This window comes from Blautia sp. OM06-15AC (genome assembly GCF_003481425.1).
GTDB classification, from domain to species: domain Bacteria; phylum Bacillota; class Clostridia; order Lachnospirales; family Lachnospiraceae; genus Fusicatenibacter; species Fusicatenibacter saccharivorans.
The window spans coordinates 38955-65098 of sequence record NZ_QULD01000017.1; the positions used below are offsets into that span (position 1 = coordinate 38955).

Genomic DNA, 26144 nt, shown 5'->3' on the forward strand with positions numbered 1-26144 from the left:
CCGTTTTTGACTGCATAAAACCGGAAATAATAAAGAAAAACAAGAAAGGATATACAAAAATGAACGCAGAACATTGCAAAGCCTATACCCTGCTGCAGGAACAGCAGATTGATGATATCCACGCACATGGCTACCTCCTTCGCCACAACAAAAGCGGAGCCCGCGTGCTGCTTCTCGAGACGGAGGATGACAACAAAGTATTCAACATCGCGTTCCGTACCCCGCCGGCCGACAGCACCGGCGTAGCCCACATCCTCGAGCACAGCGTCCTCTGCGGCTCCCGCGAATTCCCGTTAAAGGATCCCTTCGTAGAACTCGTCAAAGGATCCCTGAACACCTTCTTAAATGCTATGACCTACCCGGATAAAACCATGTACCCGGTAGCCAGCACCAACGATGCCGACTTCCAGAACCTGATGCATGTCTACATGGACGCCGTATTCTACCCGAACATTTACAAACACGACGAAATCTTCCGGCAGGAAGGCTGGAGCTATCATCTGGAAAGCGAAGACGGCCCGCTGACCTACAACGGTGTTGTATACAACGAGATGAAAGGAGCCTTCTCCTCCGCAGACGATGTCCTGGAGCGTGAAACCTTCAACACCCTGTTCCCGGACACTCCGTACGGCGTAGAATCCGGCGGAGATCCGTCCTGCATCCCGAACCTGACCTACGAAAACTTCCTGAATTTCCATCAGACCTATTACCATCCGTCCAACAGCTATATCTACCTGTACGGAAACATGGATATGGAAGAAAAACTGGCATGGATGGATGAAAAATACCTGTCCCATTTTAATGCAAAAGAAGTAAAATCCGAAATTCCGTATCAGAAACCATTTGCAGAGACCCTCGACATTGTACACGAGTACCCGGTACTCGATGGCGATCCGCTTGAAAACAATGCGTACCTGTCCTACAACATGGTCATCGGCAGCGGTCTGGATGTAAAATTAAACGTGGCATTTTCCGTTCTGGAGTATGCACTCCTTGACGCACCGGGAGCCCCGGTCAAACAGGCACTCCTTGACGCACACATCGGAAAAGATGTTTACGGTTCCTACGAGGACGGCATCCTGCAGCCATTCTTCTCCATCGTAGCCAAGAACGCTGATGAAAATGAGAAAGAGAAATTCCTGTCCATCATCCGCGGCACCCTCGAGGATATCGTGAAAAACGGCATGGATCAGAAAGCCATCGAGGCAGGCATCAACTATTTCGAATTCCGTTTCCGTGAGGCGGACTTCTCCAGCTTCCCAAAGGGCCTGATGTACGGCATCGACGTCTTCGACAGCTGGCTGTACGACGAGAACAAACCGTTCGCCTACCTGCAGCAGCTTGCGATCTACGATGAGCTGAAAAAACTGGCAAAAGAAGGCTATTTCGAAAACCTGATCCAGACGTATCTGCTGGACAACACCCATGCCTCCATCGTGACCCTCATTCCAAAGACCGGTCTTGCCGCAGAAAATGATGCAAAGACCGCAGAAAAACTGCAGAAATACAAAGAGAGCCTGTCAAAAGAAGAGATCGAGAAAATCATTGCTGACACCAAAGAGCTGGCAGCATATCAGGAAGAAGAGGAGAGCGAGGAAGCACTCGAGACGATTCCGCTCCTGAAACGAAGCGATATCAAACGTGAGTCTGTCAAACTTTACAATGACGAGCATGAAGTCGATGGAACGACGGTTCTTCATCACAACGTATTCACGAACGGCATCGGTTACTTAAGCTTGCTGTTTGATACGAAAAATGTGCCGAACGATCTGATCCCGTACATGGGCGTATTAAAATCCGTTCTCGGCTATGTGGACACCGAACACTACACCTACGGCGAACTGTTCAACGAGATCAATGCACAGACCGGCGGCATCAACTGCGGACTGCAGGTATTCCGCATTCCGGAAAATGATGACGACTGCCGCAGAATGTTCGGCATCCGCGCGAAATTCCTGTACGACAAACTGGATTTCGTCATGAAAATGATCGAGGAAATCCTGAACACCTCCCGCCTGGGTGACGAGAAACGTCTTCACGAGATCATCTCCAGCATGAAATCCGGCCTGCAGAACCGCCTGTCTTCCGCCGGAAATGCAACGGCTGTGATGCGTGCAGCTTCCTATTACTCCCCGATGAGCAATTTCCAGGACCGCATCGCAGGCATCGGCTTCTACCAGCTCTTAAAAGATCTGGACGAGAACTTCGATGAGAAAAAAGCAGAACTGATTAAAAATCTGCAGACCCTGATGAAATACATCTTCCGCAAAGAGAATCTGACCGTCTCCTATACCGCAGACGAGACAGGCTACGCACCGCTGGAAGAAAAAATCGCAGCATTCAAAGAGAATCTGTACACCGACGAAGTGGAGCCGGGCAGCATTGTGTATGACTTTGAACAGAAAAACGAAGCCTTCCAGACCTCCGGCCAGGTACAGTACGTGGCACTCTGTGGAAACTTCGAGCGCGAAGGCTACGACTACACAGGAGCCCTGCGCATCCTGCGTGTCATGCTGAGCTATGACTATCTGTGGATCAACATCCGTGTCAAAGGCGGCGCTTACGGCTGCGGCGGAGCTTTCGGAAGAGGCGGAAACGCGTGCATTTCTTCCTACCGTGACCCGAACGTCGGAAGAACCCTTGAAGTATACCGCGGTATCGGCGATTACGTGCGCAATTTCGAAGCAGACGAGCGCCAGATGACCAAATACATCATCGGAACGATCAGCGAACTCGACGTCCCGATGAACCCGTCCGCAAAAGGCCAGACCTCCGAGAGCGCATGGTTCAACGGCATCACCGAAGCAGACTTCCAGCAGGAGAGAGATCAGATCCTCGATGCAACCCTGGATGACATTCATGCACTGGCAGACCTTGTAGATGCAGCCTTAAAACAGAACAACATCTGCGTTGTCGGAAGCGAAGCAGCCATTCAGAAAGAGAAAGAACTGTTTAAGAACGTAGAGAACTTATAAATGAGGAGAAGAGACAGCAATGGAAAACAATGCAAATTATAAATCCGGCTTTGTAGCCCTGATCGGCCGTCCGAACGTGGGAAAATCCACGCTGATGAACCACCTGATCGGACAGAAGATTGCGATTACATCCAAGAAACCGCAGACCACCCGCAACCGCATCCAGACCGTTTATACGTGTGACGAGGGACAGATCGTGTTCCTCGACACACCGGGTATCCACAAGGCGAAAAATAAGCTCGGCGAGTACATGGTTGATGTAGCCGAGAAAACGTTAAAAGAAGTCGATGTGATTCTCTGGCTGGTAGAGCCGAGCAACTTCATCGGAGCAGGAGAGCGCCATATCGCAGAGATCCTGGAGAAAGTCAATGCGCCGGTCCTCCTCATTATCAACAAGACCGATACCGTGGAGAAAGACAAAATCCTGGAATTCATCGATACGTACCGCAAGCTGTTCCAGTTTGCCGAGATCATTCCGTGCTCGGCACTCCGCCATCAGAACACCGATGACATCATTCCGAGCATCTTCAAATATCTGCCGTACGGCCCGCAGTTCTACGATGAGGACACCATCACCGATCAGCCGATGCGCCAGATCGTGGCTGAGATCATCCGCGAGAAAGCACTGTACGCCTTAAACGAAGAGATCCCGCACGGCATCGCCGTTGTGATCGACCAGATGAAAGACCGCCCGAACGGAAAAATCGTTGATATTGATGCGACCATCATCTGCGAGCGCGATTCCCACAAGGGCATCATCATCGGAAAACAGGGCGCGATGCTCAAGAAGATCGGAAGCAACGCGCGGTATGAGCTGGAGCAGATGCTGGAGCAGAAAGTCAACCTGAAGCTCTGGGTCAAAGTCAAAAAAGACTGGCGCGACAGCGATTTCCTCGTGAAGAACTTCGGATATGATAAAAAGAAACTCGATTTATAATATTGCATTATAATAAGGAAGAAACATGCGAGAACCAATCAATGTAAGCGGAATGGTATTATCCGCCTCCCCGGTCGGAGAGTATGACAAGCGCGTCGTGATCCTGACCCGGGAGCTCGGCAAAATCACCGCCTTCGCGCGCGGCGCCCGCCGCATGAAAAGCCCGCTGATGGCCGTCTCCAATCCGTTCGTCTTCGGCGAGTTTCAGGTTTACGAGGGCCGTGACAGCTACACCCTCTCCGGCGCAAACATTAAAGAATACTTCCTCGACCTGGCGCAGATGCAGCCCGGCGTTTATTACGGCTTTTATTTTCTGGAACTGGCCGAATATTTCGGCCAGGAAGGAAACGATGAAACCCAGATGCTGAACCTTCTGTACGTGACGATGAACGCCATCCGCAGCGGAAAACAGGACCTCCGCCTGATCCGGTGCATCTTCGAACTGCGGACGATCACAATCAGCGGAGAAGCACCGCAGATGTTCTCCTGCATGGAGTGCGGCACGAAAGAGAATCTGACCGTTTTCTCCCTGCGCGACAGCGCCATCTACTGCCCAAACTGTGGAAAAACCATCAGAGATCCATGGCCGCTGCAGCCGGGCACCGTGCTGGCATGCCGCTATATCATTGCGGCACCGCTCGCGAAGCTGTATGGTTTTACCGTAAATGAAGAGATCCTGGACGAACTGGAACGATTGCTGCGTGCATATCTCCATCGCTATGTCGAAAAGAAGATGAAAACATTACAGATTCTGGATGTGATGAAATAATATAAAATGTAATAATTTGCAAAAATGTGAAATAATTATGTCCAAAAGTGTGTCCACACCTTTACAAATAAGTAGAAATGGGATAGAATATTTGGAATAAAGAAAAAAATGGTTCTGTATTCGTCACAGAAGATATTGCAAATGCATAGTACCAGAAAAAATGAGAAGGTTTTAGTGAAAATGGTAATATAAAAGCTAGAAAAACTATGCGAAACAAGAGAATGTTACGAGTACGGCGAAAAAAATACGACAGGGGAGAAAGGTATGTACAAAAAATCATCCACAGGATGGCTGAAGCATCTGGATTTTATGGTTCTTGATATTATCTGTCTTCAGCTGGCTTTCGTCATGGGTTATTTCTTAAGACATCACAGTTTTAAGCCATATGGAAGCCCAATTTACCGAAATGAGGCTATCGTATTCGCTCTGATCCAGCTGATGATCATGTTTTTTGACGATTCCTTCAAAAACGTCATGAAGCGCGGATACCTCGTGGAAATCGGAATGACTGTAAAAAATATGGTATACATCATCGTTCTTGGTGTATTCTACCTGTTCCTGATTCAGGAGGGAGATCAGTTCTCCAGAGCAACCATTATGCTGACCGGTGCTCTGTACGGAATGCTTTCCTATCTGATGCGCATCGGATGGAAGGCTGTGGTAAAGAAACGCAGCAGCGGGGAACACAGCGGCCGTTCGCTTCTGATCATCACGACCGAAAAACAGTCACAGTCCGTTGTAAAGAGCATGCTGGATTTCGATTACATCGGCGTTCGTCCGACTGGCGTTGTTCTCGTAGACCAGGACAGAACCGGACACAAAATCCACGGCGTACCGGTGGTATCGAACCTTGCAGATGCAGCTGAGTATGTCTGCCGTGAGTGGTTCGACGAAGTGCTGATCGTTCTGCCGGAAGGCAGAGAAATCCCGCAGAAAGTATTCGACGCATTCGCCGAGATGGGCATTACGATCCACGTAAAAATTGCGGACGTGAACGAAATGCAGGGAAAAAATCAGACTGTAGAGCGCATGGGCAACTATACCGTGGTCACCACCTGCATCAATATGGCAAGCGCAGGACAGCTTGTGCTGAAACGAATCATGGACATCTGCGGCGGTCTTGCCGGATGTATTCTGACCGGAATCATCTTCCTGTTCGTTGCCCCTGCGATTTATATCAAGTCTCCGGGCCCGATCTTCTTCTCACAGTACCGTGTCGGAAAGAACGGAAGAAAATTCAAAATTTACAAGTTCCGTAGCATGTACATGGATGCGGAAGAGCGGAAAAAAGAACTGATGAAACAGAACCGCGTCAGCGATGGTCTGATGTTCAAAATGGAGAATGACCCGCGTGTCATCGGAAGCGAAAAAGGACCAGGCAAAGGAATCGGAAACTTTATCCGCAAAACCTCGCTGGATGAATTCCCGCAGTTCTTCAATGTGTTAAAAGGCGACATGAGCCTTGTAGGAACCCGTCCGCCGACAGTGGATGAGTGGGAGAAATATGAGCTCCATCACAGAGCAAGACTGGCAATCAAGCCGGGACTGACTGGTATGTGGCAGGTAAGCGGACGAAGCGAGATTACAGATTTTGAAGAGGTTGTAAAACTGGATACGAAGTACATTTCAGAATGGTCCTTTATGCTGGATATTAAGATTTTGTTTAAAACTGTACTGATTGTATTAGGCCAGAAAGGTTCTATGTAAAAAAAATGAAAAATGGAGATATATTGTAGTTTTGGGAGTAGTGTGGTAAAATAAAGGTAAATTTTAAGAAAAATTTATGAATGGAAGCGCAAAGAAGTCCTGATGACGGCGAAAAGGAAAAAGGCTTCCTTTGACAGGTGGTCCAAATAATGTTAATTATTTGGACCTTTTTATGTGAACTTCCTGAAATATTAACTCTCGTTTCGACATGTTCTTGCTTTAAGCCAGTTGTAGCATACTTTAAAAGGAATTTTATGAGAGTTAATTTTATAGGAAGTTCACATATATACTACCACAAAAGTAATTATCTTTCACTGACAACTATCCTAACACACAGGGGATTGAAAAAGTCATAAAGTTATGGTATAATCGAAAACAAAAGTTCATGAAAAATGGAAGAAGGAAGTATATGAACAACTCAAAACAAGATATATTGAACAACCTGATAAAAGAACCCTTCATCAATCAGCGTATCCTTGCCGCACAGACCGGCCATTCGCTTGGAATCGTCAATCGTTCGATCAAGGAACTGATTTCAGAAGGTTACCTGGATGAAGAGATCCGTCCGACGGAAAAGACACTGCGTGAGGCAAAAGAGAAAGCGCCGAAAAACGCCATTATCCTTGCCGCCGGATTTGGTATGCGGATGGTTCCGATTAATACAGAGACACCGAAAGGACTTCTGGAAATCAAGGGAGAGCGGCTGATAGAGCGCACAATCCGTCAGCTTCATGAAGTCGGCATTACAGAGATTTACGTCGTTGTCGGATTTATGAAAGAGCAGTATGAATATCTGATCGATGAATACGGCGTAGAATTGATCGTCGCTCCGGACTATGTGTCGAAAAACAATCTGCATTCCCTGAAAACGGCGGCAGCCCATTTATCAAACAGCTACATCATTCCCTGTGATATCTGGTGTGAAAAGAATCCATACAGCAGAAACGAATTATATTCCTGGTACATGGTCAGCGATCTGGTGGATGATGACAGTACCGTCCGCGTAAACCGGAAGCAGGAGCTGGTCGTACAGAAAGAACAGGCAGGCGGAAACGCGATGATCGGCATCTGTTATCTGCTGGAAACAGAAGCGGAGATCGTGCGGGAGCGTCTGGAAGAACTGGGAAGAGATTCCCGATACGACGGAGCGTTCTGGGAGGAAACCTTATACCGGAAAGACAGAATGATTGTGACGGCCCGTGTTGTACATGCTGCCGATGCCGTAGAAATCAATACCTATGAGCAGCTGCGTGAGATTGACAGCGATTCCAGCCAGCTGCAGACGGATGCGATTCAGGTAATCTGTGAAGCACTTGGAGCACAGCAGAACGAAGTGACAAACATTACAGTTCTGAAAAAAGGAATGACAAACCGATCCTTTTTATTCTCCTGTAAAGATAAAAAATACATTATGCGAATTCCGGGAGAGGGAACCGATCAGTTGATCAACCGCAGGCAGGAAGCCGCTGTATATCAGACGATCGCCGGCCGCAGGATCTGTGATGAGATTGCCTATATTAACCCGGAGAACGGCTACAAAATCACAGAATATCTCGAAGGTGCGCGGGTCTGCGATGCAGAAAATGAGGAAGATCTTCAGAAATGCATGAAGAAACTGCGGGAGTTTCACGGGCAGAAATTAAGAGTAGACCATTCCTTCGACCTGTTCGGACAGATGGAATACTATGAAAGCCTCTGGGAAGGAACTCCGTCAGCATATAAAGATTACGAAAAGACGAAAGCGCATGTGCTTCAGTTAAAGGATTACATCGAAGCAAATGCCGGAGAGTGGGTGCTCACTCACATTGATGCTGTGCCGGACAATTTTCTGTTTGTGGAAGAAAACGGAAAAGAGGAGATCCGCCTGATCGACTGGGAATACGCCGGAATGCAGGATCCGCATGTGGATATTGCGATGTTCTGTATCTATTCTCTTTACAAAAAAGAGCAGGTGGACCATCTGATTGATCTTTATTTTGAAGGAAACTGTGACGACAGAACACGCATAAAAATCTACTGCTACATCGCAGTCTGCGGTCTGCTCTGGAGCAACTGGTGCGAATATAAACGGAAATTAGGCGTGGAATTCGGAGAATATTCCCTGCGGCAGTACCGCTATGCAAAAGATTATTACAAAATAGTCCAGCAGGAACTGGGAGAGGAAGGAAAAGAAACATGTACAAAGTAGAGCGTGCCATTATTATGGCGGCAGGCCTCGGAAACCGGATGAAGCCGGTAACGTTAAAAACACCAAAACCGCTGGTCCGGGTAAACGGTGTGCGGATGATTGATACCGTCATCGATGGACTGCACAAAAACGGAATCACAGAAATTTACGTGGTAGTCGGTTACCTCAAGGAACAGTTCCAGACACTGGAAGAGGAGTACCCGGGTCTGAAGCTGATCGACAATCCGTGGTACGATACCTGCAACAACATCGCATCGCTGTATGTGGCGCGGGAACATCTGGAAAATGCGATTATTCTTGACGGTGACCAGATCATCTATCATCCGGAAATTCTGGCACCGGAGTTTGAGCGATCCGGTTACAACAGCGTGTGGACGGATGATGAGACCGACGAGTGGCTGCAGACCGTGGAAAACGGCATTGTGACAGGCTGCAGCAGAACCGGCGGAAAGGGCGGATGGCAGCTATACAGCATTTCCCGATGGACAGCAGAAGATGGAAAGCGGCTGAAAGGCCATCTGGAGCAGGAGTTTGAAGTAAAGAAAAACCGTCAGATTTACTGGGACGATGTGGCAATGTTCTGCTACCCGAAAGAGTATCAGCTTGGCATCCGGCCAATGAAGGCAGAGGATATCATAGAAGTAGACAATTTCAGCGAGCTTGTTGCACTCGATGCATCGTATGCGGATTACGCAGAAAGGGAAGAAAATGAACAGTAAAAACCAACAGAAGAAAAAAGAAATCGACTGGATGATCACGCTGGTGCCTCTGGCGCTGATCGTTGCTCTATGTATCGTATTTTTCTTTGCACCGGAGCAGTCGAATCAGGTACTTGGCCAGATTCGATTTCTGTTTGGAGACACCTTTGGAACGTATTACCTGGTCATCGGACTTGGCATTTTCTTTCTGTCTCTGTTTCTGGCAGGCTCCAAATACGGAAATATTGTGCTTGGAAAGCCGGATGAAAAGCCAAAATATTCCTTTTTTGCATGGGGCTGTATGATGTTTACCTGCGGTCTGGCAGCAGATATTCTGTTTTATTCGTTCTCTGAGTGGATTTTGTACGCAACAGATCCTCACATCGCAGAACTTGGCAGCATTCAGGACTGGGCAGGCGTATTTCCACTGTTTCACTGGAGCTTTATCCCGTGGGGATTCTATCTGGTACTGGCTGTTGCGTTTGGATTTATGCTTCATGTAAGAAAACGAAACCGTCAGAAATACAGCGAGGCGTGCCGTCCGATTCTGGGAAAACAGACAGATGGAATTGGCGGCCGTCTGATTGACCTTCTGGCTGTCTTTGCACTGCTGGCCGGAACTGCTACCACTTTTAGTGTGGCAACTCCTCTGATGGCGGAAATCATCGGTGAGCTGTTCCATATGGAAGTCAGCAGAACTGTGATTAATATTATCATTCTTCTGATCACCTGCTGTGTTTATACCTATTCTCTTCTGCATGGATTCAAAGGAATCAGCATTCTGGCCAAGGTGTGCATTTATCTGTTTTTCGGACTTCTTGCCTTCGTCCTGCTGTTTGGGGGAGAGACGCGGTATATTATTGAAACTGGATTTTCTTCTCTTGGAAAAATGATTCAGAACTTTATCGGCTTATCAACGTATACGGACCCGATGCGTACGACAAACTTCCCACAGAACTGGACCATTTATTACTGGGCATACTGGATGGTATGGTGTGTGGCAGCACCGTTCTTTATTGGCAGCATTTCCCGCGGAAGAACCGTGCGCCAGACGATTCTCGGCGGATACGGTTTTGGTGTGGGTTCCACGCTTGTCAGCTTTATTATTCTTGGAAATTATTCGATGGGAAAGCAGATTTCAGGTGCAATTGATTTCATTTCGCAGTATAATGAAAATGGAGATTTATATCATCTGATCGTGTCGATGATCAAAACCATGCCGTGTGCACCGCTGATTATGGTTGTTGTATTAGTTACGATGGTTGCATTTTATGCGACATCGTTCGACTCGATCGCATTGACGGCATCGTGCTACAGCTACCGGAAACTGGAAGACGGCGAAGAGCCGGCAAAAGGAATTCAGCTGATGTGGTGTATCCTGCTGATCCTGCTTCCGATTGCACTTCTTTTTGCAGAGAGTTCCATGAACAGTCTGCAGTCTGTCAGTATCGTAGCGGCATTTCCGATCGGCATTGTGATCGTGATGATTGCGGTCAGCTTCTTAAAAGATGCAAAACTGTATTTAGAAGAATTGCAGGGAGGAAAAGCGCATGGAGAGGAGAAAAAAGAGAATCGTTAAACTGACAGCATTTTTGTTTCTGCTTGCGGCATCCATTTTTGTGATGCCGCAAAAGGCGTTTGCGGACGAAAATGAGGATGTTACATTGCCGACGGGCGATATTAAACCCATGGAACCACAGCAGGATGAGTCCGGGATTGATACATACGGGGCCGATGAAGGCGATGAGTTCAGCGGAACGGAGTATGAATTGTATACGGTTCTGGAGAAGCGTGTGAAAGAAGCGATGCTGGCTGGAAATGAATGGGTATCCATTAAAGATTTAAAAATAAGAAGGGATACCTATGACATTTGGGAATCGAAACACATAAAGCAGTGAGAATCCCCCATGGTTGAATGGAAGCGTTCAACCATGGGGGATTTTAATGGATGTTCCTCTTGCAGTCCCCCCCATTTTGTGTTAACATAAAACACGCAAATAACCAACAGCAAGGAGTTCTATTTTACATGAACATTACTTCAAAATACCGTTCTCTCTCCGTCCAGGCGAAGGCGGCGCTTTGGTTTACGATCTGCAGTTTCTTACAGAAGGGCATTTCGTTCATCACAGTTCCGATTTTCACGCGTCTGATGAGCACCGAGGAGTACGGAACCTATACGGTTTATCTGTCCTGGCTGCAGATTTTGACGATTATGACATCGCTGTATTTATTTAATGGTGTTTATGACAATGCGATGGCAAAGTACGAGAAGCAGCGGGATGAATATACATCTGCAATGCAGGGACTGACGCTTGTGATTACGGGTGCGGTTTTTGCATTGTATTGTTTTACATCGGGTTTCTGGGAGAAGATTTTAAATCTGCCGAAATCCATGATTTTGCTGATGTTTTTGGAAGCGCTGCTGAGTCCGGCGCTTTCTTACTGGTCGGGGCGGCAGCGGTTTGAGTATCGGTACCGGATTCTGGTCTGTGTGACGATTCTGCAGGCGCTGATGAACCCGATTGCAAGCCTGGTGCTGATCCGCATCAACGGCGGTACGGCCATGATGAGGATCCTGGGTATCGTCGGAGTGCAGATCTGTATTTGCGTGCCGATTATTGTGTTCCAGTTCTGCAAAGGAAAAGAGTTCTTTTCGAAGGAATACTGGGGCTACGCACTGCGGATCGGAATTCCGATTGTGCCGCATTATCTGTCCGGTATTATCCTGAATCAGGGCGACCGCATCATGATTGACAAGATGGTCGGAAAGACGGAAGTTGCGCTGTACGGGCTGGCGTACAGCATTGGTATGCTGGTGCAGCTTTTCATCAGCGGTATGAACAGTGCATTGACACCGTGGATGTACAGCAAGATCAAAAAGGGCGACATCCGCTCGATGCGGAAGGTGCTGCAGCTGCTGAGCATTGTAGTGGTCGGCATAGCCGTGGCGCTGATGCTGATCAGCCCGGAGCTGGTGCTGATTTTCGGATCACCGAAGTACCGCGAGGCGGTGTACGTCATTCCGCCGGTGGCAGCGAGTGTGTTCTTTATCTTCATTTATAATATTCTCTCGATGCCGCAGTTTTATTATGAAAAAACACAGTTTCTGATGGCTGCATCCATGGCGGCGGCTGGAGCGAATGTGGTGCTGAACTTTATTTTTATCCGCCTGTTCGGTTACATCGCGGCCGGTTACACGACGCTGGCATGCTATATGCTGTATTCGGTCGGCCATTATATTGTGAGCAAACGGATTCTGGTGAACGAAGGAATCCAGGAAAATCTGATGAGTCCAGGATTTCTTGTGGCGTGCTCCGTTTTTCTGATTGGAGCAAGCATCATCTGCAATCTTATTTTCCCGTACAGAATCCTGCGTTACGCGATTCTGCTCGCAAGTGCAGGGCTGGTCTTCTGGAAGAAAGAACTTCTGCTGAAGACGATGGCGGATATCCGGAAAAAATAAAAAAGTGGGGGAGGATTTGAAACGAATGTTCAGAGACTCCCCGTTTTTGCGCGTTTTTTCTTGACAGTCACAGAAAAAACGATACAATGAAAGAATGAAGAAAAGTAAGGCATTTTAAATTAGAAAAGGAAAAATTACATGAGTACCAGTATTTCAATAAAAGAACTAAAAGAGCTCGATCCGTCAAGCTATCAGATCGTCGATATCCGCGATGCGGTAGAGATCTCCCACGGCGCGATTCCGGGAGCGCTTGGGATGAAGACAGAAGAAATCGAGACAAGTGATGCGATTGACCGGAGCAAAAAGACGATCATCTGCTGCAGCCGCGGCCGGTTCAGTGTCGCAGCGGCGAAAGAATTACAGGGAAAAGGCTGGGACGCTGTGAGCCTGGAGGGTGGTTACATCGCCTGGCTGATGGACGTGATGAGCGCGCCGGAGGAGCAGGACAAGGCAGCGGATGTCGAGAAGAGTCTCCGCAAGAAGTTCAAAAAGGCGATCTGGTCCAAATTTACGAAAGCGATCAATACGTACGAGCTGGTAAAACCGGGCGACAAAATTGCTGTCTGTATTTCCGGCGGAAAAGATTCGATGCTGATGGCGAAATGCTTTCAGGAGTTAAAGCTTCACAATAAATTTGATTTCGAAGTAAAATTCGTTGTCATGGATCCGGGATACAGCCCGGAGAACCGCAAAGTGATCGAGGACAACGCAAAGAGCCTCCACATTCCGATCACCATTTTCGAGACAGACATTTTCGATTCGGTCTACCATGTGGAAAATTCCCCGTGTTATCTCTGCGCGAGAATGCGCCGCGGCCATCTGTACCATTTTGCACAGCAGCTCGGCTGCAACAAGATTGCACTCGGCCATCATTACGATGATGTCATTGAGACAATACTCATGGGAATGCTCTACGGTGCGCAGGTGCAGACGATGATGCCGAAGCTTCACAGCATCCACTTCGAGGGCATGGAGCTGATCCGCCCGCTGTATCTGGTGCGCGAGGATGATATCAAGGCGTGGAGAGATTATAACGGTCTGCATTTCATCCAGTGTGCCTGCAAGTTTACGGACACCTGCACGACCTGCAATAACGAAGAGAACCGCTCGAAACGTGTGGAAATCAAGGAACTGATTAAGAATCTGAAAAAGGTGAATCCGTTTGTCGAGAGCAATATTTTCCGCAGTGTGGAGAATGTCAATATTGATACGGTGGTCGGCTATAAGCAGCACGGCATCCGCCACAACTTCCTGGAAGGATACGACGACAATTCGGGCTATGTGCCGGAGGCAGAAAAAGCGGCGGCGGAGACGGAATAAAAAGAAGGAACTCTATGCACAGAAAAATAGAAGAAACGCCGGAGCGGGAGAAAATGCTGATCCGGCTGAAAGAGCTCCGTCTGGAACGCGGTTACTCGATGACACAGGCGGCGCGGAAGATTTTCAGTCACCCGGACACCTACAACCGGTATGAAAAAGGCATCCGTGAGATTCCGTTGGACTGTCTGATTACGCTGGCAAAGCTGTATGACTGCAGTCTCGATTATCTCGCGGGTGTTTCCGATCAGCCGCGAAAATATGGAAGGTGATGTAAATGGCAATTCCTCTTTATCTGACAACGATTGAACAGGATATTTTTGATACATTCCGGTATCTGCCGCATGCGGTTGCAGTCGGTGTCGGCTTTGTGACGGTTGCGGCGGCGTGGAAAAATCAGCAGATCCAGAAGAAACGGAAACGGCTGGAGCAGTACCGTGCGCTGCACGGCGGGCAGCTTCTGGCGTGGTTTCTGGTAGCCGTCTATTTTGCCATGCTGATTTCGATTACACTGCTTTCGAGAGAACCGGGTTCGAGAACCGGTGTGGATTTGAAGCTGTTTGAAACCTGGGGAAACCAGTGTCTGCCGGACCGGTATTTTGTGGAAAATATTCTGCTGTTTCTGCCGTTCGGTGTATTACTGCCGGCGGCGGTGCCGTTTCTTCGGAGATGGTGGTACTGTGTGTATGCGGCATTTGCCACGAGCATGATGTTGGAAACTGTGCAGCTTTTAACAGAGCGCGGCTTCTGCCAGTTAGATGATGTTGTGACGAATACGCTTGGAGCAGCCATCGGGTATCTGGTGTTTGCACTGGTGCGGAAATGTTGGAGAGGGAAGATAGAAGAATAGAAGGAAAACAAGAAGGCTCTGCCCAAATGGACAGAGCTTTTTTCTTCCCTGTTTTTATAGCAAGACCCGAAAATAATGCAAAAAATTCAGCACCGCAGAGCGTGAATTACTGCGTCACAGATTTTCGTCGTACCCCGGTACGCCTTCAAATCTGTTCCTTGCAATTCGCGCTCTGCAGCACTGCCTTTTTTGCATTATTTTCGGGTCTTGCTATAGATGGAAGTGCAGGAGAGTTAATCCACCCGTTCTTTCCCCCAGAAAAACAATGCCACGGTTCCCGGCCCTGTGTGGCTGCCGATGGTGGTTCCGATGTTGTTGATCTCGACTTTTCCGTTCAGATTGGGAAAGCGTTCCTCGATAAGATCCGCAACGGCCCGCGCATCGTCGTAGCAGGCGGACTGGGAAATGTAGCATTTGCCGGAGTAGGAGAGGCCGCCCTCGGCGTTTTCTTCCATCTGGTCGACGATTTTTTTGATGACTTTTTTCTTCGTACGGATTTTGAACCGCGGAATCAGCCGTCCTTCGTTGTCCATGTTGAGCAGCGGGCAGATGCCGAGAAAGCCGCCGATTGCGCCGGAGGCTTTGGAGATGCGGCCGCCGCGCACGTAGAAGGTGAGGTCCGTGGAGAAGAACCAGTGATGGACTTTGAGGCGGTTTTTCATCGCAAAATCGTAAACCTCTTCCAGCGGTTTTCCTTCATCGCGCAGGTCGGCAAGGCGGTCCATCAGAAGACCATAGCCGGAGGAAGCGCCGAGGGAATCCACGATGAGGATTTTCCGTTCCGGGTAGCGCTCTTCAAGGTCGGCTTTGGCGATCATCGCAGAATTCAGGACACCGGAAATGCCGGAGGAGAGGCAGACGTGGAGAATGTCTTTGCCGTCCTGCAGGAATGTTTCAAAATAGGCTTCAAATTCATCGGCATTCACCTGGGATGTTTTTGTGGAAGCGCCGGCGGCCATGGCGGCATAAAACTGATCGAACGGCATGGACTTGCCGAGATCGTCCGCGTACTCGGTGTCATTTAATTTGTAATGGAAACAGATGTATGAGATTTCCCGTTTGGAGAAATGTTCTTCGGTAAGGTCTGCTGTAGAGCAGCAGCTGATGACATAGGAACTCATAAAATAATCCCTCCTTGTAAAAATGAAAGTAAGAACTCTGGTTTCTGTGCCTATTGTAGCATCCCGAATGGGAAAAGGCAACTGCGGAACGTGATTATATCCGTAATGAAAGGGGCGGTGAAATGGTGTCAAGCCTTGTATTTGCGGTACGGCCTGTGGTAAAATAGAACTATGAGAATACGAAAATACAAAGGAGGTTTTTGCATATGCAGAATTATTCAGGAGAAGAAGGGCTGCAGTATCATCTGCAGATCCGAAAAGGCGATGTGGGACGGTACGTGATTCTGCCGGGAGATCCCAAACGGTGTAAAAAAATTGCAGCTTACTTTGAGAACCCGGTGCTCGTCGCAGACAGCCGGGAATTTGTGACTTATACGGGTACTTTGGACGGTGTAAAGGTTTCCGTTACATCTACCGGCATCGGCGGTCCGTCGGCTTCCATCGCGATGGAAGAGCTGATCCAGTGCGGCGCCGATACGTTTATCCGCGTCGGAACATGCGGCGGTATGGCACTCGATGTAGAGGGCGGCGATATCGTGGTGGCAACGGGAGCGATCCGTGCGGAGGGAACGTCAAAGGAATACGCACCGATCGAGTTCCCGGCAGTCGCAGACCTTACCGTGACGAATGCGCTGGTGCAGGCGGCAAAGAATCTTGGGAAAAAATGGCATGCGGGCGTGGTACAGTGCAAGGATTCCTTCTACGGCCAGCACGACCCGGAGCAGATGCCGGTCGGCGATGAGCTGCTGAAAAAATGGGATGCATGGATGAAGCTTGGATGCAAAGCGTCAGAGATGGAATCGGCGGCACTCTTTATCGTGGCAAGTGCCCGCGGCGTCCGTGCCGGATCGGATTTTCTTGTGATGGGAAATCAGGAGAGAGTGAAACGCGGCATGGAGAACCACATTACGCACGATACGGAAGGTGCGATTCAGGTAGCCATCGAGGCACTGCGGATTCTGATCCGGGAAGATCAGAAATAAGAAAGAAAAAATAAGGGGATACTGGAAAGGGGATGCTGGATATGAAACAGGAAATCAGTACAGAAATAAAACAGGAGCTGGTAAAACAGGCTCTGGCAGCGCGGAAATTTGCGTATGTGCCGTATTCGAAATTCCGCGTAGGCGCGGCGGTTCTGGCAAAGAATGGAGCGATTTATACCGGTTGCAACATTGAAAATGCGGCGTATACACCGACAAACTGCGCGGAGCGCACCGCGGTCTTCAAAGCCGTATCCGAGGGCATAACGGAATTTGACGCGATCGCCGTCTGCGGCGGCCCGGGAGAGGCAGAGCCGGAGGATTTCTGCACACCGTGCGGTGTCTGCCGTCAGGTGCTGCGGGAATTCGTTGATCCGAACGAATTTCTCGTCCTTCTCTGCAAGGGCGACGGTTCCTGGAAAGAAATGACACTCGAGGAGCTGCTGCCAATGGGATTCGGAAAAGAAAATTTATAAACAGAAGCCGGAAAAGAAAAAATCCAGGGCAGGTACGGAAAGTACCGTATGCCCTGGATTTTTTATGTCCAAGATATAAAAATTATTTACTGAAATTTCGGCTCACAGGTCAGATCGCATCCCAGACGCTGGAACATTTTGCGGTCCACATCGGAGAGCATAACGCTGGAGTGCACCTGGCAGCCCTTTAACTGCGGCAGGCAGGAGAGTGCTTTCTGTGCATCCTCGCTCTGTGCAGCAGTAGCAGACAGCGCAATCAGAACCTCGTCGGTATGAAGACGCGGGTTCTTGCTTCCGAGGTATTTGGTTTTCAGGGTCTGGATCGGAGCGATGGATTCCGGTGAGAGAACATGTACGTCATGGTCGATGCCGGAGAGCTCTTTTAATGCATTCAGCAGAAGCGCCGCGCTCGATCCGAGCAGATCGCCGGTCTTTCCGGTGATGACGCGTCCGTCCGGAAGTTCCATGGCAGCGGCCGGTGCGCCGGTCGCCTCGGCACGAACAAGAGCCGGGGAAACGGTGGTACGGTCTGCGGCAACGATGTTTTCCTGTTTCATCAGAAGCTCGATTTTGTAAGCCTCAGTCTCGGAGCGGGAGCCGTCTGCGATACCGTCCACAGCAGTGTAGTAGCGGCGGATGATCTCCTGACGGGAAGCCTCGCGGCATGCCTCATCATCGATAATGCAGTTTCCGGCCATGTTGACACCCATGTCTGTCGGGGATTTGTACGGGCTCTCGCCGAAAATCTGCTGGAAGATCGCGCGCAGAACCGGGAAAATCTCAACATCACGGTTGTAGTTGACGGTTGTCACGCCGTATGCCTCGAGGTGGAACGGGTCGATCATGTTGACATCGTTCAGATCGGCGGTAGCAGCCTCGTAAGCCAGGTTGACCGGGTGCTTCAGCGGCAGATTCCAGATCGGGAAGGTCTCATATTTTGCATAGCCGGCGTTTACACCGCGTTTGTGCTCATGGTAAAGCTGGGAAAGGCAGGTTGCCATCTTTCCGCTTCCCGGTCCCGGTGCGGTAACGACAACGAGCGGGCGGGTTGTCTCGATGTACTCGTTCTTTCCGTATCCCTCATCGCTCACGATCAGCGGCACATTATGCGGGTAGCCCGGAATCGTGTAGTGAATGTAAACCGGGATGCCGAGCTTCTGCAGTCTCTTCTTGAAAGCGTCTGCACTGTGCTGTCCGGAATACTGCGTGATGACAACACTGCCGACATAGAGGCCGCGTCCGCGGAACTCATCAATCAGACGGAGCACGTCGCTGTCATAGGTGATGCCGAGGTCGCCGCGGATTTTGTTTTTCTCAATATCGGCTGCGGAAATCGCCATTACGATCTCAGCCTGGTCGGAGAGCTGCATCAGCATGCGCAGTTTGGCATCCGGTGCAAAGCCCGGAAGAACGCGGGATGCGTGGAAATCGTCGAACAGCTTTCCGCCGAATTCCAGATACAGCTTGTTGTCAAACTGGTTGATGCGGTCGCGGATATGCTCAGACTGCATTTTCAGGTACTTCTCATTGTCAAATCCAATCTTCATGGTATTTTTCTCCCTTTTTATCCATGGTGTCTGTTAAAAACAACTGTTTTCATTTTACTATACGGAAAAGTCCTGTGCAAGAAAAAATTATCGTGGGAACTTTAGAAAATTAAGGAAAAAAAGAGCTGAAAATAAAAAAATCTCCTAAAAAGGAGAGAGGCCGGGACTTGTTAGGGCCCCGGCGGTATGAAAAAGAAATCTATCTATTAGAAAGGTTGGCATTGGAGACATGCTTCCAAGGGTGCTTTGCTGTCTCCTGGTTAAAATTTATAGAAAAACGATGGAGGTTTGTGTTTGTTTCCTTCGTTGTTGATGAGATTAGTATACGGAAAAATTGTGACCAGAATGTGTACATGAGATAAAGCTTTTCTGAAGAGAAGATGAAAACAAAACAAAGAAAATCTGACGGAATCGTAAACAGAGGAAAGTTTTGGCGGAAAAAGGGGTCATGCAGAGGGGCAGCGGTGCATAGAATGCAGGGGAAGAAGGAAAAAGCAGCGATTCCGTGACGCGGAGCAGAGACGGGAAAACGCCGCAGGTCTCAAAACGGTGCGGAGCTGCTGGAACGGAGAAAGCTTGCAGAACGTAATCCTGGATATGGTCAACCGTTTTGGATATGTCGGCGTCCTGATTCTGATTGCCGTGGAAAATGTCTTTCCGCCGATTCCCTCCGAGGTGATTCTGACGTTCGGCGGTTTTCTGACGACATGCACCCGTCTGCATCCGGCGGGCGTTGTGCTGTCATCCACGGCAGGATCGCTTCTCGGGGCGCTGGTTCTCTATGGAGCGGGAACGCTTGTCAGCCCGGAGAGCCTTAGTGAACTGCTCGACAGCCGCCCGATGAAGTTTCTCGGATTTCACGCGGAGGATGCCTGGAAAACGATTACATGGTTTCAGAAGAAAGGCCAGCGGGCCGTTCTGTTCGGCCGGTGCATTCCAATCATCCGAAGCCTCATTTCCGTCCCCGCCGGGATGGCACGGATGGAGATGCCGAAATTTCTGCTGTTTACAATCATCGGAAGCACGGTGTGGAACATTCTTCTCGTCGGAACCGGTGCTGCGGTCGGTGTGGCGTGGGAGCAGGCGGCGGGATATGTGAAGATGTATGCAGATATCGTTTTTCTCGTGCTGGCAGCCGGAGCGGTATGCTTTCCGGCGGTGCATTTATATAGGAAGAAACACAAATGAAAAAACGTAAGTTGCATGAAATGAGGGACAAAATGCAAAAAATATACTTGCAATTCGACAGGAAGTGTGCTAATATACACATCAACAAGTAAAAGGGAGTAGCGAAACGCCGCGGGAAACAAAAACGCATCCCGGGTGGGTTTGAAATCGTCAGCCGATGTCGAGAGACGTCCGTATCAAATGAGAACGCAAGACTTTTATTGTGGCAGTCGTCATGATAGGAGTCTTTTTTTATGCTCCTGAATACCAAAGACAACATGAACTGCCGGAGCAATCCAAACCGTTGCCAGCGGAACAAAAGTGGCGGAAAGAGGAATGTATGAGCAGCGAGAGAGTGAAAAAAGAATTATACGAAACAGCAATGACCGGAGAAAAGGCACTGACCAGTCTGATGTATGTACAGATGACACTGTACGCAGCCAAAAGCCAGAGAACGTACGCAAAGGTACGCGGCGAGGGCAGAGCGATGATGCGCCACACAGGGATCCACATGAATCAGTATTTAAGGGCTGCAGGGAATGACCTGGAAAGCTTTCGGATCCGCTTAAAGGAAACGCACCTGCCGGATGAACTTCAGCCGAAGGCGGGAGCGTTTCTGGTTCAGACGGTACATACTTTTGATACGACAGAGAAAAATCAGATGTACCGCCAGGAACTGCTGGGACTGGAAGCGAAAGTAAAAGAAATAGCAGAACAGATTGAAGGACTGCTGAAAGGCATGCGGGAACTTGGAGCATAAAGAGGAGAGAACAGGAATCGGAACAGCAAAACGGTTCCTGTTCTTTTTTTGCGGTCATAGGATAGAAAAACGGATTTGCAAATTATGAGAAATCCGTCCTTTTCTGACACTTTTCCGCCAACCGCCGGCTGGCAGGTGGACTTTTTTCCGGCAAAATGTTAGAATAAACCTATTCAGAGTCTGGTAAGGATAAAGGAGAAAAACGTTTTGGCAGAAGAAATTGCAGTGAAAGTGATTGCCCGGATCCACACGGATTTCCCGGAAAAGTTCGGGATTCCGCGGCAGAGCGGGCTGATTGAAGAATTAAAGAGTACGATCGTCTTTGAACCGGAGTTCCGCGATGCGAATGCGCTGCGCGGCATCGAGGAATATTCCCATCTCTGGCTGATCTGGGAGTTTTCCGAGGCTGTGCGCGACACCTGGTCACCGATGGTGCGGCCGCCGCGGCTTGGCGGAAACAAGCGGGTCGGTGTATTTGCAACGCGCTCTCCGTTCCGGCCCAATCCGATCGGGCTTTCTTCGGTAAAGCTGGAGCGTGTGGAGCAGCATCCGGCACTCGGGCCGGTGCTTCATCTGTCGGGGGCAGATCTGATGGATGGTACGCCGATTCTGGACATCAAACCGTATCTGCCGCATGTGGACAGCCATGCGGAGGCACTTGGCAGCTTTACGGAAAAGACGAAGGAATACTTTATTCCCGTTGAAATTCCGGATGAGCTGCTGGAAAAAATTCCGGCGGACCGCCGGGAGGCACTGAAAAAAGTGCTGGAGCAGGACCCGCGCCCATCGTATCAGAACAGTGAAGAGCGCGTTTACGGGCTTTCCTTTGCGGGAATGGAAATCAAATTCCAGATAAAGGACCAGGTGCTGCATGTCGTGGGGGCAGAGCGCGCCGGAACGTAAACCGGCAGGAAAAACAGGGGGATATACAAGAAAAATGGAGAAGGAGGAAACAAAAGTATGTTATATCCAAGTATGACACCGTCCCGGTTTGTCAGTGACCTTTCGGGCATCTGGGACTTTGCGACGAGCCAGAGTCTCCTGCGCGTGCAGGGCAACAAGAAGGGAATCTTCACCCGTGACCGCAAGCCGAAACTGGCGGCACATTATTTCCGGGAGAGATGGCATCAGATTCCGGATTTTGAGTATAAAAAATAAAGAACAGACAGGAAGAAAGTATGGAACGGAACGTAGATATAGACAAGATTTCAGATGGAAAACGATATGGAGCGAATGACATGGTAAAAGTGGGCTGCGACGACTGCCGCGGATGCTCCGCCTGCTGCCGCGGGATGGGCGACTCGATTGTGCTCGACCCGATGGATCTTTACCGGCTCGAGAGAAAACTCGGCAAAACGATGGAGGAGATTCTGACGGCGGGATATATTTCACTCCGCGTAGTGGACGGTGTGATTCTGCCGCATCTGAAAATGACGGAGCAGTCAGACCAGTGCAGTTTCTTAAATGATGAGGGCCGGTGCAGCATTCACGATGCGCGGCCGGGCTTCTGCCGGATGTTTCCGCTGGGACGGCTGTATGAGAACGGAACGTTTTCCTATTTTCTTCAGGTCAGCGAATGTCCGAAGGAGAATAAGACAAAAGTCAAAGTCCGCCGCTGGCTCGACACGCCGGAGCTCGGAAAGTATGAAGCGTTTACGAACGAATGGCATTATTATCTGAAAGAAAAACAGAACGAGGCGCGCCGGACAGAGGATGACGCGCTGCAGCAGCAGATCAGCATGGGAATTCTGAAGCTGTTTTATCTGCTTCCGTATGACACAAAGACCGATTTCTATGCGCAGTTTGCGGCGCGGATGGAAGCGGCAGGGAAAAACTGAAAAATAAACAGAAACAGGACAGCAGCCGTTGGTTCGAAAACAGAACCAGAGGCTGCTGTTCTTTGTATCGGTGGATCAAAGGCTGCAGGACATAGAAAATCAAAATCATATTATAAGCGGCGGGACAGTGTTCTGGCATAAGCGAGGAAGGCTTCGCGGGTTTCACGCTTCCGTCTGCGGCTGCAGAAGACGGTCTGTCCGTTTTTCAGCAGAACCTCGCCGGTTGCCTGCACGAGCGCAACGTGGGAGAAATTGATCAGCAGACCTTTTCCGTTGCGGAAAAAACGGCCGGTTGAGGCAAGACATACCGTCAGGCCGGCAAATGTGCACCGGGTTGAAAAGTCACCCTGAACGGTATGCAGAATCAGCCGGTGCTGACAGGCCTCCACATAGATGAGATCATCCAGCGGAAACCGGATTCGTTCTGAGGCGCCCTGTGTGATGATGACCGGAATTTCGAGAAGAACCGGATCGTTGGAATTCAATGGAAAAATCAACTCTGAATACAAAATTACCACCTTCTGAATTACTTACCGTTTGCGTCGATGTGCAGCCGTTCACGTCGAAGCGGTTGTCCGGCGCAGGAAAACATGATACTGTAACTATGAAATCATTACAGAAACGATCATACGATTACAAACTGTAGTTTAGCACATCCACAGGATTTCATTCAAGCCGAAAGGCCTCACTTCTGATAAAATCGTTCGACGAACAGTGACGCACCGCGACACCAGAACTCGAAAAAGATCAAAAAAGTAAACTCCATGTAGAAAAAACACAGAAAAGAAAGTGAAAATCGAAAGAAAAGGAGGCATAAGCAGATTGACGATGTGAGATAGATTTGGTATAATATTCCAAAAATAAATATTACATATAACATTACTATAAAAAGAAACACAAAGAGCAGATGGAGAAGATTATGAGGAAAGAAATGGAAGAAATCAGAGAAAAGGTACATACAACAGCAGATGCAGCATTATTCTTATGTTTTCAGGAGCTGAACGGAAGCCATTCCAAAGGTGTGATCCGCCTGCCGCTTCTGCATTACGATGTTCCGTTTGCGGGATACGGGGAAATGCTGCTTCGGATGAACCGGATTTATGATTTGCTCGGTATGCCGGATGCGGGAAGCTGTATGCGAAGCCTGCGGGAAGAAGAAAAAGACGAATGGGAATTTACGGAGGATATGAAAAACCGGCAGGAGACCACGCTTCCGGCCGGAACCGAGCGGATGGTCAGCATTCAGATTCAGTTCCGCCAGCACTGCAGTCTGCAGGGATTTCTGATCTGCGGAAAGCAGAAAGCCGGTTTCCGTTCGGCGCTGGAGCTTTTGTATCTGCTCGAAGACTGTCTGCGGGAGCAGGATGCCTGAAAACGGGAGAAGATGTCGAATAGAATGAGAGCGGGAGCTATGAAGGAAGAAAAAAAGATCAGAAAAAAAATTAAAATTGAGGATTTGCTGCCTAGGGATCCGGTCCGCGTCGATCTCGATGCGATTCTCGATTATGTCCAGGGGAAAGCAGTTCTTGTGACGGGAGGAGGAGGCTCCATCGGCAGCGAGATCTGCCGACAGTTAGCTGGCCACGGTGTCGGTCATCTGATCATTTTTGATATTTATGAAAACAATGCATACCAGATCCAGAAATCGCTGGAATGGGAGTTCCCGAGGCTTCACATGACGGTGCTGATCGGTTCGGTGCGGGATGAACGGCGGCTGCAGTCGATGTTTTCCCGTTACCGGCCGGATATCGTCTTTCACGCAGCGGCGCACAAGCATGTGCCCCTGATGGAGGACAGTCCGAACGAGGCGATCAAAAATAACGTGATCGGAACCTTAAAGACGGCGCGCACGGCAAGCCGGTATCACGTAAAAAAATTTATTCTGATTTCGACAGACAAGGCGGTCAATCCGACGAACATCATGGGAGCGAGCAAACGGCTCTGCGAGATGGTGATCCAGATGATTGGAAAACACAGCGCCACGGAGTTTGCGGCGGTGCGCTTTGGAAATGTACTTGGCAGCAACGGCAGCGTCATTCCGCTGTTCCGCCGCCAGATTGAGCACGGCGGGCCGGTGACGGTGACGCATCCGGACATCATCCGTTATTTTATGACGATTCCGGAGGCGGTCAGTCTGGTGCTCGAGGCGGGCGCGTATGCGAAAAACGGCCAGATTTTTGTCCTGAACATGGGAGATCCTGTCCGAATTGCGGACCTTGCGAAAAACATGATCCGCCTTTCCGGGTATGAGCCGGGAGTGGAAATCGAGATCAAGTACATTGGCCTGCGGCCGGGCGAAAAGCTGTATGAGGAGCTGCTGATGAATGAGGAGGGGATGCAGACGACAGAAAACACCCGCATTTTTATCGGCCGGCAGATTGCTTTTGATGAGACGGTATTCCGAAAACAGATGAAAGAACTCGAGCGGGCGGCGGAAAACGAATGTCCGGACATCTGCGAGAGGGTAAAGAGAATGGTGCCGGAATATCAGTACGAAGGAGAAAAGAAGCATGACGGACCTTCATATACATATTCTGCCGGGGGTTGACGACGGTTCCCCGAATCTGTCCACATCCCTTGAGATGGCGGAAATTGCGGCAAAGAGCGGAGTGTGTATCCTTGCTGTGACACCGCATGCAAACCAGACGGGAATCGAGGGCGTGGAGGATGGGTATGTCAATTACGATTCGGAGCAGCTTTTGGAGCTGTTTTACCGTCTGGAACAGGAAATCCGGAAGGAACACATCCCGATCAGCCTGGTGCGCGGCATGGAAATTATGAGCATCGGGCCGCTTAACGAAAAAATCAAAGAGAGAAAGCTGATACCGCTTCATGAAAGCCGCTATTATCTGATCGAGGTGCCGTTTGACATGGCACCGGACGGGATCAGAAGGCGGCTGATGGAATTTCCGGCCATGGGAAAGATCCCGGTGCTGGCACATCCGGAGCGGTATTTCTGCGTGCAGGATTCGCCGGAGCTTCTGTATGAGTTCCGGGAAATGGGCGCAGTTCTGCAGATGAACAAAGGAAGTGTATTTGGAAGATTTGGAAAAGAAGCAGAGCGGACAGCACAGTATCTGCTGGAAAACCGTCTGGCAGGCTGTGCGGCAAGCGATGCCCACCGCGTCAATTACCGGACACCGGACATGAGACCGATCCGGGAATTTCTGTCGGAGTGGTACGGTGAATCGTATGCGGAGCTTCTGCTGAAGGTAAATCCGAGGAGAATTCTGGAGAACCGGCCGGTTCTGTATGAGCCGTCTCCGGAACGAAGGCGGAAAAGACGCTGGTTTGTCTGAAAAACGAAAGACTAACTATTAAAAGTCAAGCCTTAAAATGATATTTTTTGAA

23 protein-coding genes and 2 pseudogenes are annotated in these 26144 nt (G+C 49.4%); 22 read left to right on the top strand and 3 right to left on the bottom strand.

Going from position 1 to position 26144, the window contains the following annotated elements; translation table 11 throughout:
• The first annotated feature begins 59 nt into the window (after nucleotides 1-59).
• The 12 genes from DXB83_RS15730 (at nucleotide 60) to DXB83_RS15785 (ending at nucleotide 14904) form a co-directional block, all read left to right on the top strand.
• Nucleotides 60-2975 (top strand): insulinase family protein, encoded by a 2916-nt coding sequence (locus tag DXB83_RS15730; RefSeq protein WP_118697850.1) that lies wholly within the window; start codon nucleotides 60-62, stop codon nucleotides 2973-2975.
• Between the two features lie 19 nt (nucleotides 2976-2994).
• Complete coding sequence (gene era / locus DXB83_RS15735; RefSeq protein ID WP_117509404.1) at nucleotides 2995-3912, top strand: GTPase Era; 918 nt, start codon at nucleotides 2995-2997, stop codon at nucleotides 3910-3912.
• Nucleotides 3913-3937: 25 nt separating this feature from the next.
• Entirely contained in the window at nucleotides 3938-4681 is a 744-nt protein-coding gene (gene recO, locus DXB83_RS15740) for a DNA repair protein RecO (RefSeq protein ID WP_117509403.1), read from the top strand.
• 264 nt (nucleotides 4682-4945) lie between these two features.
• Nucleotides 4946-6388: a sugar transferase gene (locus DXB83_RS15745; protein WP_117509402.1), complete on the top strand. Its 1443-nt coding sequence runs from the start codon at nucleotides 4946-4948 to the stop codon at nucleotides 6386-6388.
• 409 nt (nucleotides 6389-6797) lie between these two features.
• The gene (locus DXB83_RS15750; RefSeq protein WP_118697851.1) at nucleotides 6798-8576 is read left to right on the top strand and encodes a phosphotransferase; all 1779 of its coding nucleotides are present in this window, start codon (nucleotides 6798-6800) and stop codon (nucleotides 8574-8576) included.
• On the top strand, nucleotides 8564-9295 hold the full coding sequence (locus DXB83_RS15755; protein WP_117509400.1) for an NTP transferase domain-containing protein: 732 nt from the start codon (nucleotides 8564-8566) through the stop codon (nucleotides 9293-9295). Before DXB83_RS15750 ends, DXB83_RS15755 begins: the two co-directional genes overlap by 13 nt.
• The gene (locus DXB83_RS15760) at nucleotides 9285-10853 is read left to right on the top strand and encodes a BCCT family transporter (RefSeq protein WP_055266487.1); all 1569 of its coding nucleotides are present in this window, start codon (nucleotides 9285-9287) and stop codon (nucleotides 10851-10853) included. Before DXB83_RS15755 ends, DXB83_RS15760 begins: the two co-directional genes overlap by 11 nt.
• Complete coding sequence (locus DXB83_RS15765) at nucleotides 10825-11172, top strand: hypothetical protein (protein ID WP_118697852.1); 348 nt, start codon at nucleotides 10825-10827, stop codon at nucleotides 11170-11172. The genes DXB83_RS15760 and DXB83_RS15765 overlap by 29 nt, the downstream gene beginning before the upstream one ends.
• A gap of 128 nt (nucleotides 11173-11300) precedes the next feature.
• Nucleotides 11301-12737 carry a lipopolysaccharide biosynthesis protein gene (locus DXB83_RS15770; RefSeq protein ID WP_158581124.1) on the top strand — a complete coding sequence of 479 codons (1437 nt, stop codon included), beginning with the start codon at nucleotides 11301-11303 and terminating at the stop codon, nucleotides 12735-12737.
• Between the two features lie 138 nt (nucleotides 12738-12875).
• On the top strand, nucleotides 12876-14057 hold the full coding sequence (locus DXB83_RS15775) for an ATP-binding protein (RefSeq protein ID WP_118697854.1): 1182 nt from the start codon (nucleotides 12876-12878) through the stop codon (nucleotides 14055-14057).
• Nucleotides 14058-14071: 14 nt separating this feature from the next.
• Nucleotides 14072-14326 carry a helix-turn-helix domain-containing protein gene (locus DXB83_RS15780; protein ID WP_022462342.1) on the top strand — a complete coding sequence of 85 codons (255 nt, stop codon included), beginning with the start codon at nucleotides 14072-14074 and terminating at the stop codon, nucleotides 14324-14326.
• 5 nt (nucleotides 14327-14331) lie between these two features.
• Complete coding sequence (locus DXB83_RS15785; RefSeq protein WP_117509397.1) at nucleotides 14332-14904, top strand: VanZ family protein; 573 nt, start codon at nucleotides 14332-14334, stop codon at nucleotides 14902-14904.
• A 233-nt stretch (nucleotides 14905-15137) separates the two neighbouring features.
• Here DXB83_RS15785 and DXB83_RS15790 read toward each other — a convergent pair whose 3' ends face one another.
• Nucleotides 15138-16025, bottom strand: coding sequence for a DegV family protein (locus DXB83_RS15790; protein ID WP_118697855.1), 888 nt, complete (start codon nucleotides 16023-16025; stop codon nucleotides 15138-15140).
• 206 nt (nucleotides 16026-16231) lie between these two features.
• Between DXB83_RS15790 and udp the strand changes: the two genes are divergently transcribed.
• On the top strand, nucleotides 16232-17008 hold the full coding sequence (udp, locus tag DXB83_RS15795) for a uridine phosphorylase (protein WP_055220432.1): 777 nt from the start codon (nucleotides 16232-16234) through the stop codon (nucleotides 17006-17008).
• Between the two features lie 41 nt (nucleotides 17009-17049).
• Nucleotides 17050-17481 (top strand): cytidine deaminase, encoded by a 432-nt coding sequence (locus DXB83_RS15800; protein WP_117760908.1) that lies wholly within the window; start codon nucleotides 17050-17052, stop codon nucleotides 17479-17481.
• Between the two features lie 86 nt (nucleotides 17482-17567).
• Here DXB83_RS15800 and DXB83_RS15805 read toward each other — a convergent pair whose 3' ends face one another.
• On the bottom strand, nucleotides 17568-19028 hold the full coding sequence (locus tag DXB83_RS15805) for a DUF1846 domain-containing protein (RefSeq protein WP_117802108.1): 1461 nt from the start codon (nucleotides 19026-19028) through the stop codon (nucleotides 17568-17570).
• Nucleotides 19029-19604: 576 nt separating this feature from the next.
• On the opposite strand from DXB83_RS15805, the gene DXB83_RS15810 reads away from it, so the two are divergent.
• The 5 genes and pseudogenes from DXB83_RS15810 (at nucleotide 19605) to DXB83_RS15830 (ending at nucleotide 22793) form a co-directional block, all read left to right on the top strand.
• A complete protein-coding gene (locus DXB83_RS15810) occupies nucleotides 19605-20216 on the top strand; it encodes a DedA family protein (RefSeq protein WP_117804777.1) in 612 nt (203 codons plus the stop codon).
• A gap of 319 nt (nucleotides 20217-20535) precedes the next feature.
• Complete coding sequence (locus DXB83_RS15815; protein ID WP_055227913.1) at nucleotides 20536-20955, top strand: hypothetical protein; 420 nt, start codon at nucleotides 20536-20538, stop codon at nucleotides 20953-20955.
• 207 nt (nucleotides 20956-21162) lie between these two features.
• Complete coding sequence (gene tsaA, locus DXB83_RS15820) at nucleotides 21163-21858, top strand: tRNA (N6-threonylcarbamoyladenosine(37)-N6)-methyltransferase TrmO (protein WP_117804760.1); 696 nt, start codon at nucleotides 21163-21165, stop codon at nucleotides 21856-21858.
• Nucleotides 21859-21972: 114 nt separating this feature from the next.
• Nucleotides 21973-22113, top strand: a pseudogene (locus DXB83_RS15825) (glycoside hydrolase family 2 TIM barrel-domain containing protein); the annotation flags it as partial.
• Between the two features lie 20 nt (nucleotides 22114-22133).
• Nucleotides 22134-22793, top strand: a complete 660-nt coding sequence (locus DXB83_RS15830; protein ID WP_118640337.1) for a YkgJ family cysteine cluster protein — start codon at nucleotides 22134-22136, stop codon at nucleotides 22791-22793.
• Between the two features lie 110 nt (nucleotides 22794-22903).
• Here DXB83_RS15830 and DXB83_RS15835 read toward each other — a convergent pair whose 3' ends face one another.
• Nucleotides 22904-23302: a LytTR family DNA-binding domain-containing protein gene (locus DXB83_RS15835; RefSeq protein WP_158565867.1), complete on the bottom strand. Its 399-nt coding sequence runs from the start codon at nucleotides 23300-23302 to the stop codon at nucleotides 22904-22906.
• Nucleotides 23303-23724: 422 nt separating this feature from the next.
• Between DXB83_RS15835 and DXB83_RS15840 the strand changes: the two genes are divergently transcribed.
• From DXB83_RS15840 to DXB83_RS15850, 3 genes and pseudogenes are all read left to right on the top strand, one after another.
• Nucleotides 23725-24165 carry a hypothetical protein gene (locus DXB83_RS15840; protein ID WP_147399293.1) on the top strand — a complete coding sequence of 147 codons (441 nt, stop codon included), beginning with the start codon at nucleotides 23725-23727 and terminating at the stop codon, nucleotides 24163-24165.
• Between the two features lie 63 nt (nucleotides 24166-24228).
• Nucleotides 24229-25341, top strand: a pseudogene (locus tag DXB83_RS15845) (UDP-N-acetylglucosamine 4,6-dehydratase family protein); the annotation flags it as partial.
• Entirely contained in the window at nucleotides 25304-26092 is a 789-nt protein-coding gene (locus DXB83_RS15850; protein ID WP_118697857.1) for a tyrosine-protein phosphatase, read from the top strand. The pseudogene DXB83_RS15845 and the gene DXB83_RS15850, both read left to right, overlap by 38 nt.
• The last annotated feature ends 52 nt before the right edge of the window (nucleotides 26093-26144 follow it).